The following is a 15,510-nucleotide window of genomic DNA, read 5'->3' on the forward strand; positions in this document are numbered from 1 at the left end:
AGAGGACCCCATGTCGCCCGCACAGATCGACGCGCTCATCGCGCCGCCCACTCCCGTCGCCGCACGTGCCCGCGAGGTGCTCGAGGCCTGGTCGCCGCCCGAGCTCGTGCGGCACTGCCTGCGCTCATGGGTGTGGGCATCGACGCTCGGCGACGCGCTGGGCCTCCCCTACGACGCCGAGCTGCTGTACGTCGCGACGATGCTGCACGATCTCGGGCTCGTCGCGGAGTTCGACGCCGATGTCGTCCCGTTCGAGGCGGCGGGCGGGGCGGCGGGATGGGCCTTCGCCGCCGGCGCAGGATGGCCGCGCGCACGCAGGGAGCGGGTCCAGGAGATCATCGTGCGGCACATGTGGACGGCGGTCGATCCGGACGAGGACGTGGAATCGCACCTCCTCGAGGTCGCCACGAGCCTCGACGTCTCGGGCGTCGCCCCCGAGAAGTGGGATGCCGCGCTGCTCGTCGCGGTGGAGTCGCACCTGCCGCGAGGCGCCTTCTCGACGGACTTCGCGCAGCGCATCCACGATCAGGCCGAGCGGAAGCCGACCTCGTCGGCGCGCAGACTCGACGCGTCAGGTCGGATCGACGCGGGCGCTCGCACGTGGGAGCGCCTGGTCGCGCCGCACGGCTCCGCGTAGCGGCGCGACCGGGCAGATCACTCGCCCGAGGGCTCCTCGTCGGAGGCCTCGGAGAAGTCGTCGCCTTCGTCCGGCTCCTCGGGCGCGCCGCCCGATGCCGTGTCGGCTTCGGCGTTCTCGTCGGGGACGCCTTGCGTGTTGTGCTGTCCGCCATCGCTCATGGGATTCCTCCGCGACATCTCCCCGGATCGCGTCCGGCTGCGCGCCACGGTACGCCGACCGCGACCCCGGGGCGAGGGGTTGACAGCCCGGCGCACGTGTCGGAGCGCTGTGAGAGCTCACACGAGCCGGTAGCCCGCACCGCGGACCGTCTCGATGCGGTCGGCCCCGAGCTTCTGGCGCAGGTAGCCGATGTAGACGTCGGCGACGTTCGACCCGGGGTCGAAGTCGAAGCCCCACACCCGGCTCAGCAGCTGCTCGCGGCTCAGCACCTGGCCGGCGTGCCGGATGAGCTCCTCCGCGAGGGCGTACTCGCGCGCGGAGAGGTCGACGGACGGCCCGCCGTCGATGACGGCGCGGCGGGTGCGGACATCGAGTGTGAGGTCTCGATGACGCAGGGCGCCCGCCGCGGGAGCGACCTCCTCGTCGCGGCGCATGCGGAGGCGGATGCGCGCGAGCAGCTCGTCGAAGCGGAACGGCTTGCCGATGTAGTCGTCGGCCCCGCCCTCGAGCCCTGCGACGGTGTCGCCCAGATCGGTGCGCGCGGTGAGCATGATGATCGGCATGCGCGAGCCCGAGCCGCGCAGGTTCTCGAGCACGTCGAAGCCGTTCATGCGCGGCATGTTCACGTCGAGGACGAGCAGGTCGAACTCGCCGGTCTGCGCGAGCTCGAGCGCCTCGACGCCGTCGGCGGCGACGCGGGTCGCGAAGCCGGCGGCGCGCAGGCCCTTCTCGATGAACCCCGCGATGCGCTGCTCGTCATCGGCGATGAGAATCGATGCCACGGTGGCTCCTTCCGTCCGCGTGCGGCGGCGTGTCCTCGTCGTCGGGCGCGAGCGGCACGAGGATCGCGAACAGCGCGCCGCCGCCCGGGGCGTCCGTCACGCGAGCTCGACCGCCGTGGGCGCGCGCAATGACCTGCACGATGTTGAGGCCGAGGCCGCTCCCTGCCGCGCGCTCGCGTCCGCGTCCGCGCCGGAAGCGCTCGAACACGGCCTTCTTCTCGTCGTCCGGGACGCCAGGGCCGTAATCGCGCACCCACAGGGCGAGGCGACCTTCCTCGACATTGCTGCCGATCACGAAGCGCCCGCCGCCGTGGGTCACGGCGTTCTGCGCCAGCTGCAGCACGGCCTGGGTGATGCGGGCCGCGTCGAGCGGCGCGACGACATCCGCGATCGGTCCGGCGGCGACATCCGCGCCCTCGATCGCCTGGGCCTTGCGCACGATCTGCGCGACGAGATCCGCCGCGTCGGTCGGCTCGGGGGCGACGGGGGATGGCCCGTGGAGCGCCGCCGCGGACGACAGATCCTGCACGAGACGGCTCATCCGGTCGAGCTCGTCGACCGCGAGCTGCTGCGTCTCGCGCACGTCGTCGGGGTCAGCGGGGTCCATCAGCTCGACGTGCCCGCGCACGATCGTGAGCGGGGTCTTCAGCTCGTGGCCGACATCGCTGAGCAGCTGCCGCTGCGAGTCGAGCGCGTCGTCGAGTCGATCCAGCATGGCGTTCATCGTCGCCGCGAGCTCCGACACGTCGTCGCGCCCCTCGATCGGCAGGCGCTCCGAGCGCGACTGGGCCGACACGCGCTCCGCCGTCTCGCGCATGCGCCGCAGCGGGCGCAGCAGACGACCGGCCGCGACCGTGCCGACCCCCGCGATGACGACGAGCACGATGCCGCCCGCGACGAAGAACACCCGAGCCGGGCCGTTGATCTCCGACAGCTCGGCCTCGACGTCGTAGGCCATGACGAAGAGCACGCTCTCGGCGTCGGGCGCGCCGGGCACCTCGACGGGCGTGGCGAGGAAGCGCCAGACGACGCCCTCCTCGGCGTACGTCCCGAGCACGGGCTCGCGCCCGGCGGTCGTCCGCACCGCGAACGGGATGAATCCGGGCGCGCTGCGGAGGTCGACGTCGAGCGGCACCCCGGGCACGAACGCCGCCTTGCCGTCCACGACGCCCGCGACCCCCGTGTTGTCGTCGGGGCTCATCCGCCGCACGATGTCCTCAGCGGCTTCGCGCGACGACTCCCACGCCTGCGGCTCCTCGGGCGTCCCTGCCACGATGAAGCGGGCGGAGTCGAGGTTCGCGCGGAGGCGGTCGTCGATCTGAGCCATGATCGTCGCCTGCTCGACGATGTACACGGCGAGGCCGACCGCGGCCATCCCGAGCGCCGCGACGATGGTGATGACGGCGATGAGGCGCACGCGCACCGAGACGACGCGCCGCCGCCTCGGTCCGCCGTTCCCGTCCGCCACGGTCCCAGTATCGTCGCCGAGGCGCGCGCGATCGCTCGGATCCGGCGACCATAAGGGTTGTCTCATGTGCGGCTGTCGACCCGTTTAGGCGAGGCGCGCATCCTGGAGGGGAGAGGGAGGAGCCACGATGCGGAAGGCGATCGCGTACACCATCATCGGCGGCATCGGCCTGCTCGCCCTCACCGGCGGCGTCGTGGTCGCGTCGGAGGCGCTCGAGCAGCGCACGGATGGCGGACAGATCCTCGACGGCGGTGCGGTCACGGGCGACTACACGGGCGGGGCCGTCGGCCGCGACCTCCGCTCGGACCAGCGCGGAGCAACGCCCACGCCCACGCCCACGCCGACGCCGACATCCGCACCGCCCGAGCAGACCGCGCCGCCGGCCCAGACCGAGCCCGAGCACCTGCCGCCGGCTCCCCCCGTCGAGGTCGATGACGATCCCGACACCGACGTCGATGACGACACGGACGTGGACGTGGACGACGACGCGGACGACGTCGACGAGGACTGAGCCACCGGACCCGCCTCGGGCGTTCGCCGCGCTTGCCGGCGAACAGCTCGCCGGTTGCCGCGTTTCGCGGCAAGGCCGTTCGAGACCTGCCGCACTTCGCGTCGAAGAGCGGCCCGTTCGACGCATTTCGCGGCAAGCGGCTTCGCCGAGCACCCCACTCCTCCCCCGACTCGCCGCACTTCGCGGCGAACGCCCGCCGCCCACGCGGCCCCGGCCTCACCGCCCCGTTGTGACGGGGCTCCCGACTCGCCGCAGCAGGGCGCGCGCGACGTCGTGCCATCCGTCGCGCTGTGCGTAGACACCGGCGAGCCGCAGCCGCGCCGCGGCGGAGTACGCCGGCACGCGCGCCCAGAGCGGGCCGTCGCCGACGCCGCGGCGGAAGGCCTGGCCGGCGGCGTCGGCCCGCGTGGTCGGCAGCAGCCCCTGCAGCACCCGCAGCTCGAGGTGCACGAGCAGGTTCGCCACATCGAGCGCGCGTTCGCCGATCGCGAGGGTGTCGACGTCGATGAGGCCGACGCGCGTGCGCCCCGCCGCGAGGTCCTGCGCGGTGAACGACCCGGATGGCACGAGCAGCTGCTTGTCGTGGAGGTCGCGATGGAGGACGCCGTCGACGCGTTCCGGCGGATCCGCCGCGAGCGCCGCCTCGACCGCGGCGAGCGCGTCGGCGACATCGTCGCCATCGAGCGCGCCGTCGGCGGACGCCAGGGCACGGCGGATGGCGCGCATCTCGTCCGCGACGCCGTGGCGCGGGAGCCCCGCGGGGTCGAGCGCATGCAGCTCGGCGAGTCCGGCTCCGACGCGCGTCCACACCGCGACGAGCGCGTCGTCGGAGACGGACGGGTCGCTTCCGGCGTCGAGGAGGGTCCGCTCGCCGACGCTCGCGAGGCGGAGGACACCGGCCGCGTCGTCGCGCGCGAGCACCCGGGGCGACCGGAGCGTGCGCAGGCCCGAGACGCGCTCGGCGCGCTCCGCCACCTCGGCGAACCGTGCGGGCCGGACGAGCTTCACGAAGTCGCCGTCCGCTCGGCGGAGGACCGCGCGCCGCCCCGGCCGATGCGCGATGACGCGCGCCGACGCGAACGGTTCGACCGCCGCGGCCCCGGGAAGCGCCGCGTCCGCGCGCAGCGCCGCGAGCCCGACGAGGCGCTCGCTCTCGGCGACGAGGTGCGCGACCTCGGCGTCCCAGTCGGCGGCCCTCGCGCGGAACGGCTCGGCAGCGCGCCGCAGCAGACCGGCGGCCGTGTGGGCGAGCAGGGCCGCCTCGTCGACGGCGCCGCCCGCTTCCCGATACCCCGCGACGAGCGCGGCGCCCGCGCGGCACGCGCTCTCGCCCCGGGCGATCGCATCGGCGGCCCACGAGCCCAGGTCGGACAGCGGGTCGCCCTCCCCCGCCCGATCGAGGTCGATCAGCCACGGGCGGCCGTCGGGGCCCACGATGACCTGGTCGATCGAGCAGTCGCCGTGCACGAGGGTGCGGACGCGCCGCTCCTCGAGCAGCGATCGGATGGCGGCGGCCGCGCGGAGCGCGCGATCCTCGAGGGCGGGCAGCACGGCCGCGACCCCCGACGCCGCGGCGTCGAGTGCGCGCGCGTGCGCGCGCTCGATCTCCGGCAGACGCGCGCCATCCGCCGGCTCGCCCTCTCGGGCCGATGCCGTGTGCAGCCGCGCGAGCATTCCGCCCACGCGATGCTCCGCCTCCGGGGCCGCGATCTCCGGCAGCGGCGTTCCGGCGAGCAGGTGGGTCTCGACGAGCCCGACGGCCGCGTCGGCGCGGACGAGCGCGGCGGTCGGCACGAGCGTCTCGACGCGATGCTGCGCCCGGATGGCCGACGCCGCGCGATCGGGCGCGTGCACCTTGACGATGACGCGGCAGGCTGCGCAGCGCGCGACCCAGCGACGGCCCGGCTTGTAGACGAGCACCTCCGCGTCCGGATGCCGCTCGAGCGCGACGCGGATGCCCGGGAGCGCGCGGTCGGCGGCCGCGTCGACCACCGCGATCCCCCGCTCGGCGTCGAGCAGGAGGAGGCCGTCGCCCGCGTGCGCGGCCATCCGCTCGAGCTTCCGGTGGACGCCGACGGGATACGCGACCGCCTGCGCCCGGATCGACCGGCTCGGGGTCTCGATGCGCACGCCCGCGACCGCCGAGGTGCCCGGCTTGAAACGCAGGTACGTGGTCTCGACGCGTTGAACAGGGACTCCCGCGGCCTCGAGAGCGCGGTGCAGCGTGGCCGCATCGAGCACGAGGGGAAGCCCCGGCAGCGCGGTCTCGCGCGCGGCGAGCGCCGCATCGGCGGGCGCGAGGTGCGGGATCGGGTCACGCACGGGCGGCCTCGTTGAGGATCGCCAGCCGCGACCCCGCGCGGGCCAGCAGCTCGTCCGGACGCCCTTGCTCGACGATCCTGCCGCGCTCGAGCACGACGATGCGATCGCACGCGAGGGCGTCCTCGAGCGCGTGCGTGATGACGAGCGTCGTCCGCCCCTCGCTCAGCCGATCGAGCGCGGCCCGCACGGCGGCGCCGCTCGCGGCGTCCAGCCCCGTCGCGGCCTCGTCGAGGATGACGATGCGCGCGTCGCGGAGCACGGCTCGCGCGATCGCGATGCGCTGGCGCTGGCCGCCCGAGAGGGTGTCGCCGCGCTCGCCGACGAGCGTGTCGAGGCCCTCGGGCATCCGCGCCGCGAACTCGTCGACGCCCGCCGCGCGAGCGGCCCGCTCGACGTGCGCATCGGTCGCGTCGGGGCGGCCCATCCGGATGTTCTCGCGGATCGAGCCCGTGAACAGCACCGACTCCTGCAGGACGATCGCGATGCCGCTGCGCAGGGAGGCGAGCGTGTAGGCGCGCAGGTCGCGGCCATCGATCATGACCGACCCGCGGACGGGGTCCTGGAGGCGCAGCAGCAGCGACGCGAGGGTCGACTTGCCCGACCCCGAGTGCCCGACGATCGCGACCCGCTCGCCGGCGGCGATGTCGAGGTCGACCTCGTGCAGGGCGGGCTCGCCGTCGCCGTACGAGGCGGACACGCGGTGGAACGTCACCGCACCCGCGACACTTCCCATGCGGTGGGCACCGGGCAGGTCGGCCAGGTCGCTGCGCGTCCCGACGAGGTCGAGGATGCGCTCGCCCGAGGCCGCGGCCTTCGCGATGCGGCCGGTGTACTTCGCGAGGTCGCGCATGGGCTTGAACGCGCCCTTGAGGTACTGCACGAACACGACGAGCTCACCCGGGGTGAGGTGGCCCTCGAGCACGCTCCAGCCGCCGACGAGCAGGACGGCGCCGGTCGCGACGCCCACGAGCAGATCGGTCGCGCGCTCGAGCCCGGCCGACAGCCGGGTCGCGCGCACGCCCTCGGAGAGCTCCCGCTCGTTCGACCGCGCGAAGTCGCGCTCGAGCGTGCCCTCGAGCGTGTAGGCCTGCACGACCTTGATGGCTCCGAACGACTCTCCCGCCGTGCCCGCGATCTCGCCCTCACGGCGCCGCTGCACGCGCGCGGCGTCGGTGATCCGGCGCGACGCGCGGCGCGAGTGCAGGAGGAAGACGGGGAGGGCGGCGGCGACGACGAGACCCAGGCGCCAGTCGAGGACGAGCATGACCGCGAGCATCGCGACGAGCGTGACGACGTTGCCCACGAGCGGCATCGCGGCCGTGACGGCGACGTCGCGGAGCTTGCCGATGTCGGAGACGAGCCGGTTGATGAGGTCGCCCGAGCGGGTTCCGGTGTGGAACCGCAGGGGCAGGCGCAGCGCATGCGCGAAGACGTCTGCGCGCACGGCGTTCATGGCCCGCGTGCCGGCGAGGGCGAAGCACACCGTCATGAGGTACGACGCGAGCGCGCGCAGGCCGGCCGCCGCGACGACGGCGAGTGCGCACAGGAGGAGCAGGGTGAGGATGCCCGGCTCCTGCGCCGCACCCGGCGCGATCACGGCGTCGATCACGACCTTGAGCGGCCACGGCTCGAGCAGCCGGAAGGCCACCTCCGCGAGCATGGCGACGAACCCGCCCGCGACGAGCCCGGCCTGCGGGCGGATGTACGGCCGGAGGAAGCGGACGAGGCGCCGCCCGCGCCCCGCCTCGGCGTCGCCGCGCCGACGGCTCACGCCGCCGCCTCCTCGTCCGGGTCGAGAGGGAGGCCGGCCGCGCCGAGGGTCCGGCGCACGACGTGCCGCCACGTCCGGGTCTGCGCCACGTCGTCTCGCGCGGCGTCGGCGAGAGACCGGCGCAGCCCCGGGTCGGCGGCGAGGCGGGCGAGGGCCGCCGCGAGCGCCTCGGGATCGGAGGGCGGCACGAGGAGCCCCGTGCGGCCATCCGCGACGAGCTCGGGGAGCTGGCCGACCCGCGATGCGACCGCGACCGCGCCCGAGGCGAGGTACTCGAGCACCTTGAGCGGAGAGAAGTACGGGTCTCCGTGCGCGGGGTACGGCGCGACGGCCGCGTCGAGGGCGGCGAGCTGCTCGGGGACGTCGGCGGGATCGACGGCGCCCGTGAACACCGTGCGGTCGGCGACGCCGCGCTCGACCGCGCGCCGCTCGAGGGCGGCGCGCTCCGGCCCGTCGCCGACGATCACGAGGCGCGCATCCGGGCGCCTCCGTGTGAGCAGGGCGAAGGCGTCGACGAGATGCGCCGTGCCGTGCCACGGCTTGAGCGTGCCGACGAAGCCGACCGTGAACGGCCGGCCGGCGGATCGCGAAGGCGTCGCAAACCGGTCGATGTCGACGCCGTTGGGCTCGACGACGATCCGGGCGGCGGGCGCCTGCGTGCGCGCCCAGGCCGCGACCGGCTCCGAGACGCACGCCACGAGCGAGGCATCGGAGATCACGGCGCGCGCGACGGCATCGGCGGTGTCGGCGTGCACGAGGGAGCGGTGCCGCGCCTGCTCGATCGGAAGGGGCGCGTTGACCTCCAGGATCGAGGGGATGGCGGCCTCGCGCGCGAACGACGTGCCCGCGATCGCGAAGAGCGCGTACCGCTCGTACACGAGGTCGAACGGCCGATCGGCGTGCGCGGCGAGGAGAGCGCGACGGGTGCTCTCCTCCGCGGCCATGAGCATCCGCTCGCGCTGGCGCACGTCGGATTCCCCCGTGACGGGAGCGGGGTGCACCCGGAGGCGTCCGTCGTCGTGCGCGCGGGCGAGGGCGCCGCGAGGCTCGCCGCCCGTCCGCCGGCAGTGGAGGTCGACCTCGTGGCCGGCGGCGAGGAGCACGCGCAGCACCTCCTGCACGTGGACGGACGCGCCCTTCGCGCCGAACACGGGGATGCCCGGGTCGCCGCAGACGTACGCGATGCGCATCAGGCCACCTCCTGCAGCGAGCGGGCGCGGGCGATCTCGTCGAGCTCGCGCGCCTGGCGCCGCACGTCGAAGGTGCTCTCGACGAGCGCCCTGGCTCGCCGCGCGAGGGCCTCGGCGAACGCGGGGTCGTCGAGCACGCGCGCGATCGCCGCCGCGAGCGCCGCGGGAGCGTGCTGCGGCACGACGAGGCCCGTCTCGACGTGCCGCACCGCCTCCGTGATGCCCGTGACGTCGGTCGAGATGCAGGGCGTGCCGAGGGCCATCGCCTCGAGGAGCACGGTCGGCAGGCCGTCGGCGTTGCCGTCCGACCCGACGACGCACGGCGCCGCGAACACGCTCGCGCGCGCGACCTCGGCCCGCACCTCGCCCTGCGGCAGCGGGCCCGTGAACGTGACGAGGTCGTCGAGGCCGAGCGCGCCGACGAGCGCGCGCAGCTCTCCCTCGCGCTCGCCGGCCCCGACGATGCGGCACGGCACGGCGCGCCCGCGCTCGCGCAGAAGGTGCACGGCGGCGATGAGGTCGGCGAAGCCCTTCTTCTCGACGAGCCGCCCCACGGCGACGATCGAGGGCGAGGCGGGTCGGCCCGGCGCGTACGGGAAGCGGTCGAGGTCGAGGCCGTTGTAGACGCGGTGGATGGGCGTGCGAGCCGCCGCGGGGTAGCGCTCGCGCAGGTGCCGCAGGTTGAAGTCCGACACGGTCACGACATGAGACGCGTCGGCGATCTTCCGATCGACGTCCTGCGGGTCGACGCTCTCGTGGAAGAGGTCCTTCGCATGCGCCGTGAACGAGTACGGCACCCCGGTCAGGAGGGAGGCCAGGCGTGCGACGGTCGTCGCGAGGCTCGCGAAGTGCGCGTGCAGCGCCGTGATGCCCTCGCGCTCGACCGCGATCGCGAGCTGGATGGCCTGGGCCGCGTCCGCGACGTCGGCCGCGAGCAGCTCCTCGAGCACGTGCGGCACGCGCGGCAGCACGCCGTGCGCCTCGCCCAGGAGCTCCCACAGCTCGGACACGCGCGTCGGCCGGGGGATCTGCTCGACCGGCGCCGCAACTCGCGCGAGGGTGTCGTGGAAGCGGACGTCGACCGTGGGGCGCAGGGAGAAGATGCGCAGGTCGGCGCCGCGCTCCTCTCGCGCGATGATCTCCGACACGATGAAGGTCTCCGAGAAGCGCGGGTACATCTTCACGACGTAGCCGATCCGCTCGGCGGTGCGCTCATGCGACATGGCGGCTCTCCTCGGTGCGCATGCCGACGAGGTCGGCGAACAGGCGGGGCAGACGGCTGAGGCCGTCGAGGTCGATGGGCGGCGCCGGTCGCGGCGCGCGGCGGATGGCGCGCGCGGTCCACGCGGAGATCGCGTCGGGCGAGAGGTCGTCCGGGAGCACGACGTCGAGGGCGCCGCGCCGCGCGAGCGCCTCGGCGCGCACGAGCTGCTCGAGGCGCGGCTCGACGCGCGGCACGACGAGCAGCGGCGCTCTCGCGGCCAGCGCCTCGCACACCGTGTTGTAGCCGCCCATCCCGACGACGGCGGCGGCGCGCGCGATGAGGCCCGCGGCGTCCGGCGCGGAGCGCACCACGCGCAGATCGTCGCGCTCGGCCGCGATCGCGCGCAGCGCGTGCACCGCCGGGTCGGGCATGTGCGGGCCGGCGATGACGACACCGCGATGTCCCTCCGGCAGGCGCGAGCGGGCGAAGGCGTGCGCGACGTGCGCGCCATCCTGCCCCGCGCCGACCATCGCGAGCACGAACGGCTCGTCGGCGCGCGTGCGCATCCGCGGCGCCGGGCGCCCGTGCGCGAGGTAGCCCGTGTATCGCACGCGCGCGGGGGTCTCGAGCCCGGCGAGGGGGTCGTGCACGTCGCGGTCGCCGTAGACCCACACCTCGTCGTACCAGGCCGCGAGCGCCGCTGCCCCCTCGGCCTCGCGCCACTCGCGCGCCGCGGTGTGCGCGTCGTCGAGCACGTCGCGGATGCCGAGGACGACGCGCGCGCCGTGCGCGCGGACGGCGTCGAGGGCGGGCTCGAGCTCGCCGCGGAAGCCGCGCGGGTGCTTGTCGACGATGAGCACGTCGGGGCGGAACGAGGCGAGGGCGGCGTGCAGCACGGCGGTCCGCATCTCGGAGAGCTGCGCCGGGTCGACCGAGAGGTGCCGCGCGCCGTACCTCCCCGCGCCGTCCTTCGCGAGCGCGGGCAGCGACACGATGTCGCATCCGGATGGCCGTCCCGCGTGAGCGGCGTCGGGAGCGCTCGTGAGGAGCAGGAGGTCGGGCGCCTCGTCCATCCCGCTCAGCGCATGCGCGATGGCGAGGTTGCGGCGGATGTGACCCAGGCCCTGTGCGTCGTGCGAATAGAGCGCGACGCGCAGGCGGCCCTGGCCATCCGTCGTGTCGCGGATCGGGGTGCGGCGTCTCGTCTCGTCTCTCACGGACTCCACGATGGCGCTGCGCCATGAGGCGCCTGTGATGGGAACGTGAGGAGAGTCTTAGACGCCCGTCAGGCCTCCGCGGCGCGGTGCGCGCGAGCGGGGATCTGGGTGGCGAGCTTGCCGCCGCTCACGTCGATGAGCGTGCCGGTGACGTAGCGCGCCGCCGGGCTCGCGAGGAATGCGACGACGTCGGCCACCTCGTCGGCCGTTCCCCAGCGGCGGAGGGTGAGCGTGTCGAGCAGCTCGTCCTGCTGCGCGGCGGGCATGTCCGCGAAGCCGTTCATCGCGGTCGGGACCATGCCCGGCGCGTAGGCGTTGACGGTGATGTCCCACGGGCCGAGCTCGCCGGCGAGCACGCGGGTGAGCTGGACGACGGCCGACTTCGTCGCGGCGTAGGCGCCGCCGCCGATCGCCGGCACGATGGCTGCGAAGGACGCCGCGTTCACGATGCGCCCGGTGCCTGCGCGCTTCATCGTCGGGATCACCGCCTGGCACATCCGGAGGAGGCCCACCACGTTCACGTCGAAGCAGGCGCGAACGGCGTCGAGATCGGCGGTCTCGAGCGGGCCGGTGAGGTTGATGCCCGCGTTGTTCACGAGGACGTCGATGCGCGCGGTCGCCGCGAGCACGCGCTCGACGGCGGCGGCCACGTCGGCGTCCGAGGTGATGTCGCACGCGATGCCGGTGATGCCCTCGCCGACCTCGGCGACGTCGCGGTCGAGTGCGAACACCGTGTCGCCCTCGCGGGCGAGGCGCTGGGCGATGACGGCGCCGATCCCGCGGCCCGCGCCGGTCACGATGACGGTCCTGCTCTCGGACATCCGATCTCCTCATGTCATACTTCATTGCATGGTGACGGGTTCAGATCATACTTCAAAGCGTCGCGTGCTGGTCACGGGCGCCGGTTCGGGCACCGGACGCGCCGTCGCGGAGGCGCTCGCGGCGACGCACGACCTCGTGCTGCTCGGCCGCCGTGCCGACCGCCTCGCGGAGGCCGCGGACGCCGCGCGCGCGGCCGGCGCCGCGGTGACGGCGCGCGCCTTCGACGTCACGGCGGACGACCCGCGCGCCCTGCTCGACGAGATCGGGCCGGTCGACGACCTCGTGCTCTCGGCGGGCCTCAACGCGCCCCGCCGCGCGTGGGCCGATCAGCGCATGGACGAGTTCGAGGCCATCGTCGCGACGAACCTCACGGCGCCCGCCCGGATGATCGACGCGGCCCTGCCTGCCCTGCGGGCGGCGTCGGGCACGGTCGTGATCGTCTCGTCGATCGCGGCCTGGACGACCTCCCCGGGGGCGGGCGTGGCGTATCGCGCGAGCAAGCGCGGCCTCCGCGCGCTCTCGGACTCGCTCAACGAGCAGGAGGCAGCGCACGGGGTGCGCGCGTCGATCGTGTGCCCGGGCGACATCGACACGGAGTTCCTGCGCCAGCGCCCGAATCCGCCGCGCGGAGCCGCCCTCGATGTCATGCTGTCGCCCGCCGACGTGGCGCGGGCCATCCGGTTCATCCTCGACAGCCCGCCGCACGTGCGGATCGACGAGCTCGTGATCAGCCCGCTTAGCACGGTCGCGCGATGACCTCGCTCGTCGCGGGCGTCGTCGACGCCCTCGGCGCGGACATCTGCGCCGGGCGGCTCGCGCCCGGAACCGCGCTCACCCTCGAGGCCGTGCAGGAGCGCACGGGCGTCTCGCGGCCGGCGGCGCGCGAGGCGATGAGCGCGCTCGCGACGCTCGGGCTCGTCGCCCCTCGGCGCCGGATCGGCTTCGAGGTCGCCGACCCGGAGCGGTGGCAGCGGCTCGCGCCGGAGGTCATGCGGTGGCGTCTCGCCGGACCGGCGCGCGATGCCGTGACCGCCGAGCTCACCGCGCTGCGCGCTCTCATCGAGCCGGCCGCCGCGCGCGCGGCCGCCTCGGCGGCCTCGGCGTCGGACCGCGCCGAGATCGCCGCGCGGGCCGGCGCCCTCTGGTCGGCGGCGGCAGGAGCCGACCGCGGGGCGTTCGTCGCCGAGGACCGCGCCCTCCACACGGCCGTGCTCGCGGCATCCGGCAACAGCCTCTTCCGGGCGCTCGGCGGCCTCCTCGCCGAGTCGCTTCCCCCGCGCGCGCCCGACGCCGCGCACATCTCGCTCGAGGCGGCCCGCCGCCATCTCGAGCTCGCCGAGGCGATCACGGCCGGGGATGGCGAGCGCGCGGCGGCCGCGGCGCACGCGATCGCGGCGGCCGACGCCCCGTGATCGCCCTCCGCGCATCGGTCAGGAATCGAGAAGCCGCGGCCCCGCGCCATCCCTAGCCTGGGTTCATCAGGGACGAACCCGACCGAGAGGAGAGCAGGGATGACCGCATCGGATGGCCTCAGCAAGGAGGAGCGCGACGCCGTCAAGCAGCGCGCGAAGGAGCTGCGCGAGCAGGAGAAGGCGGGGAAGAGCCGCGCGGCGGGCGAGAAGGCCGTGCGCGACGCCATCGCGAAGCTCGAGGACGCCGACAGGACGCTCGCGGAGGGCTTCTTCCGAGTGGTGTCGGACGTCGCGCCTCACCTCGTGCCGAAGACCTACTACGGAATGCCGGGCTTCGCGAACGCCGAGGGCAAGATCGTCATCTTCCTGCAGCCGGCGGCGAAGTTCAAGGCGCGGTACGCCACGATCGGCTTCGAGGACCGTGCCGCTCTCGACGACGGCGACATGTGGGCGACCGCGTTCGCGGTGCTCGCGTGGACGCCGGAGGTCGAGCAACGGGTCTCCGAGCTCGTGCGCCGCGCGACGAGCTGACACTCGTGGCGAGGGAGGGCGGCGTGCCGCCCTCCCTCGCCTCACGCGGGCTGGGCTTCGCGCGGGGCCGCCGTGTCCTCGAGCTCCTCGACGCTGCGGTGCGCGCCCTCTCGGAGAAGCAGGGTGCAGCCCCCGAGCACGAGGCACGTGAAGATGCAGTACACCGCGACACCGGTCGGGTTGCCGCCGAAGACGACGAGCAGGCCGCTCGCGCGAGGGCGCTCGTGCCGGCCATCCTCAAGGAGGGTCCCGTCGACGCGATCGTCTCGCTCACCGGCCGACATGCGGCCGGTGCGGCGGCCGGATTGCGGGAAGCCGGCCTGCGGATTCCCGCCGACACGATGGTCGTCGCGGCATCCGACTCGGCGCAGACGCGGTTCGGACACCCCGCGATCTCGGCCCTCGAGCATCCGCACCGCGAGATCGGCAACGCGCTCGTCGAGATGCTGCACGACATCATCTCCGGGCGCCCGCCGGAAGCGCCGAGGGTGCTCCAGACGATCTACCACCTCCGCGCGTCCACGGCGCGCGACGTGGTGTGAGGGTTCACTGTCTCGGCCGTTAAGCGGAGCGAGCGGGTCGGGATTCACCCCCCTCGGTCGTTGAGTGGAGCGAGGTTCACCCCCTCGGTCGTTGAGCGGAGCGAGGTTCTCTTCTCGGTCGTTGAGCGGAGCGAGCGCCAGCGAGCGCAGTCGAAACGCCGCAAGCCGATCCCGGGAGCCGCCGCCTCGAGACAGCCGCGCGCACGCAGGACACGCGCGAACGGAGCATGTCTCGCTCGCGGTGGCTATACATAAGCATTCCACTTACCTACACGGATCAATGTCGGTGCTTCACGGTAAGGTTCCCACACGGATCCATTGACACAACAGGGCTCGGAGAGCGAGAAATCTTCGAAGAATCTTCGAGAAATGTCTTGCGGCTGATCGTAGTTGTGTTCTATCATGGGGTATGGCCTTCCCATGGGCGCCCGATGAGGGGCAGGATGATCCGGCCGGCGCGGTGTGCGCCGCGGTCGGGTTGCTGGACGGGCTGTTCACACGGGTGGGGGAGGTGGCGTCGGGGGATCTCGCGGGATTCACCGCGCAGGTGGAGCAGCTGGGGCGGGTCGTGGACGCGCTGCGGGTGCGGGCGGCAGGGGAGGTCGCGTGGCGGTCCCGGCGGGGCCTGGAACGGCCCCTCGCAGGAGAGCTGGGCTGCCGGGACGGGCGGGAACTGCTCGAGCGGCTCACCGGGATCCCCGCGCCGGCGGTGTCCGCGCGGGTGCGGCTGGATGAAGCCACCCGCGACCTGGAGAGCCCCACCGGGCTCCCCGTCCCGCCCGCGCACCCGGCGGTGGCCGCGGCGGTGGAAGCGGGCCTGCTCGGGGTCGAGCCGGCGGCGCGAGCTTGTCAAGTTGTGTGTGTAAGGAGTTGGGTCCTCGGGGTCAGAGGTAGGGCTCGATGCGCTCGGGGTAGACGAGGGCGAGTTGTTCGAGGGCC

The 15,510-nt window shown here is 74.2% G+C and carries 16 protein-coding genes; 7 read left to right on the forward strand and 9 right to left on the reverse strand.

The window, feature by feature from the left end:
* Positions 1 to 10: 10 nt before the first annotated feature.
* Positions 11 to 637 (forward strand): HD domain-containing protein, encoded by a 627-nt coding sequence (locus PKE79_RS07425; RefSeq protein WP_271173048.1) that lies wholly within the window; start codon positions 11 to 13, stop codon positions 635 to 637.
* 17 nt (positions 638 to 654) lie between these two features.
* On the opposite strand, the gene PKE79_RS07430 is transcribed toward PKE79_RS07425, so the two are convergent.
* The 3 genes from PKE79_RS07430 to PKE79_RS07440 form a co-directional block, all read right to left on the reverse strand.
* Positions 655 to 798 (reverse strand): hypothetical protein, encoded by a 144-nt coding sequence (locus PKE79_RS07430; protein ID WP_271173049.1) that lies wholly within the window; start codon positions 796 to 798, stop codon positions 655 to 657.
* A 117-nt stretch (positions 799 to 915) separates the two neighbouring features.
* Entirely contained in the window at positions 916 to 1,581 is a 666-nt protein-coding gene (locus PKE79_RS07435; protein ID WP_271173050.1) for a response regulator transcription factor, read from the reverse strand.
* Positions 1,556 to 3,049, reverse strand: coding sequence for a sensor histidine kinase (locus PKE79_RS07440; RefSeq protein ID WP_271173051.1), 1,494 nt, complete (start codon positions 3,047 to 3,049; stop codon positions 1,556 to 1,558). Before PKE79_RS07440 ends, PKE79_RS07435 begins: the two co-directional genes overlap by 26 nt.
* Before the next feature lie 127 nt (positions 3,050 to 3,176).
* Between PKE79_RS07440 and PKE79_RS07445 the strand changes: the two genes are divergently transcribed.
* Positions 3,177 to 3,560 (forward strand): hypothetical protein, encoded by a 384-nt coding sequence (locus PKE79_RS07445; RefSeq protein WP_271173052.1) that lies wholly within the window; start codon positions 3,177 to 3,179, stop codon positions 3,558 to 3,560.
* A gap of 216 nt (positions 3,561 to 3,776) precedes the next feature.
* On the opposite strand, the gene PKE79_RS07450 is transcribed toward PKE79_RS07445, so the two are convergent.
* From PKE79_RS07450 to PKE79_RS07475, 6 genes are all read right to left on the reverse strand, one after another.
* Complete coding sequence (locus PKE79_RS07450; RefSeq protein WP_271173053.1) at positions 3,777 to 5,882, reverse strand: phosphotransferase; 2,106 nt, start codon at positions 5,880 to 5,882, stop codon at positions 3,777 to 3,779.
* The gene (locus PKE79_RS07455) at positions 5,875 to 7,653 is read right to left on the reverse strand and encodes an ABC transporter ATP-binding protein (protein WP_271173054.1); all 1,779 of its coding nucleotides are present in this window, start codon (positions 7,651 to 7,653) and stop codon (positions 5,875 to 5,877) included. The genes PKE79_RS07450 and PKE79_RS07455 overlap by 8 nt, the downstream gene beginning before the upstream one ends.
* Positions 7,650 to 8,843 carry a glycosyltransferase family 4 protein gene (locus PKE79_RS07460; protein WP_271173055.1) on the reverse strand — a complete coding sequence of 398 codons (1,194 nt, stop codon included), beginning with the start codon at positions 8,841 to 8,843 and terminating at the stop codon, positions 7,650 to 7,652. The genes PKE79_RS07455 and PKE79_RS07460 overlap by 4 nt, the downstream gene beginning before the upstream one ends.
* Positions 8,843 to 10,066, reverse strand: a complete 1,224-nt coding sequence (locus tag PKE79_RS07465) for a glycosyltransferase (protein ID WP_271173056.1) — start codon at positions 10,064 to 10,066, stop codon at positions 8,843 to 8,845. Before PKE79_RS07465 ends, PKE79_RS07460 begins: the two co-directional genes overlap by 1 nt.
* Positions 10,056 to 11,264 carry a glycosyltransferase family protein gene (locus PKE79_RS07470; RefSeq protein WP_271173057.1) on the reverse strand — a complete coding sequence of 403 codons (1,209 nt, stop codon included), beginning with the start codon at positions 11,262 to 11,264 and terminating at the stop codon, positions 10,056 to 10,058. Before PKE79_RS07470 ends, PKE79_RS07465 begins: the two co-directional genes overlap by 11 nt.
* 68 nt (positions 11,265 to 11,332) lie before the next feature.
* Positions 11,333 to 12,085 carry an SDR family NAD(P)-dependent oxidoreductase gene (locus tag PKE79_RS07475; RefSeq protein WP_271173058.1) on the reverse strand — a complete coding sequence of 251 codons (753 nt, stop codon included), beginning with the start codon at positions 12,083 to 12,085 and terminating at the stop codon, positions 11,333 to 11,335.
* Positions 12,086 to 12,113: 28 nt separating this feature from the next.
* On the opposite strand from PKE79_RS07475, the gene PKE79_RS07480 reads away from it, so the two are divergent.
* The 5 genes from PKE79_RS07480 to PKE79_RS07500 all read left to right on the forward strand — a co-directional run.
* On the forward strand, positions 12,114 to 12,842 hold the full coding sequence (locus tag PKE79_RS07480; protein WP_271173059.1) for an SDR family oxidoreductase: 729 nt from the start codon (positions 12,114 to 12,116) through the stop codon (positions 12,840 to 12,842).
* Entirely contained in the window at positions 12,839 to 13,498 is a 660-nt protein-coding gene (locus PKE79_RS07485) for a FadR/GntR family transcriptional regulator (protein WP_271173060.1), read from the forward strand. The genes PKE79_RS07480 and PKE79_RS07485 overlap by 4 nt, the downstream gene beginning before the upstream one ends.
* Before the next feature lie 99 nt (positions 13,499 to 13,597).
* Positions 13,598 to 14,029 carry a hypothetical protein gene (locus PKE79_RS07490; RefSeq protein WP_271173061.1) on the forward strand — a complete coding sequence of 144 codons (432 nt, stop codon included), beginning with the start codon at positions 13,598 to 13,600 and terminating at the stop codon, positions 14,027 to 14,029.
* A 23-nt stretch (positions 14,030 to 14,052) separates the two neighbouring features.
* Positions 14,053 to 14,571: a substrate-binding domain-containing protein gene (locus PKE79_RS07495; protein WP_271173062.1), complete on the forward strand. Its 519-nt coding sequence runs from the start codon at positions 14,053 to 14,055 to the stop codon at positions 14,569 to 14,571.
* 409 nt (positions 14,572 to 14,980) lie between these two features.
* A partial coding sequence (locus tag PKE79_RS07500; RefSeq protein WP_271173063.1) for a hypothetical protein occupies positions 14,981 to 15,510 on the forward strand: 530 nt, incomplete at its 3' end.

Source organism: Microbacterium barkeri, from assembly GCF_027921765.1.
Lineage (GTDB): Bacteria > Actinomycetota > Actinomycetes > Actinomycetales > Microbacteriaceae > Microbacterium > Microbacterium barkeri.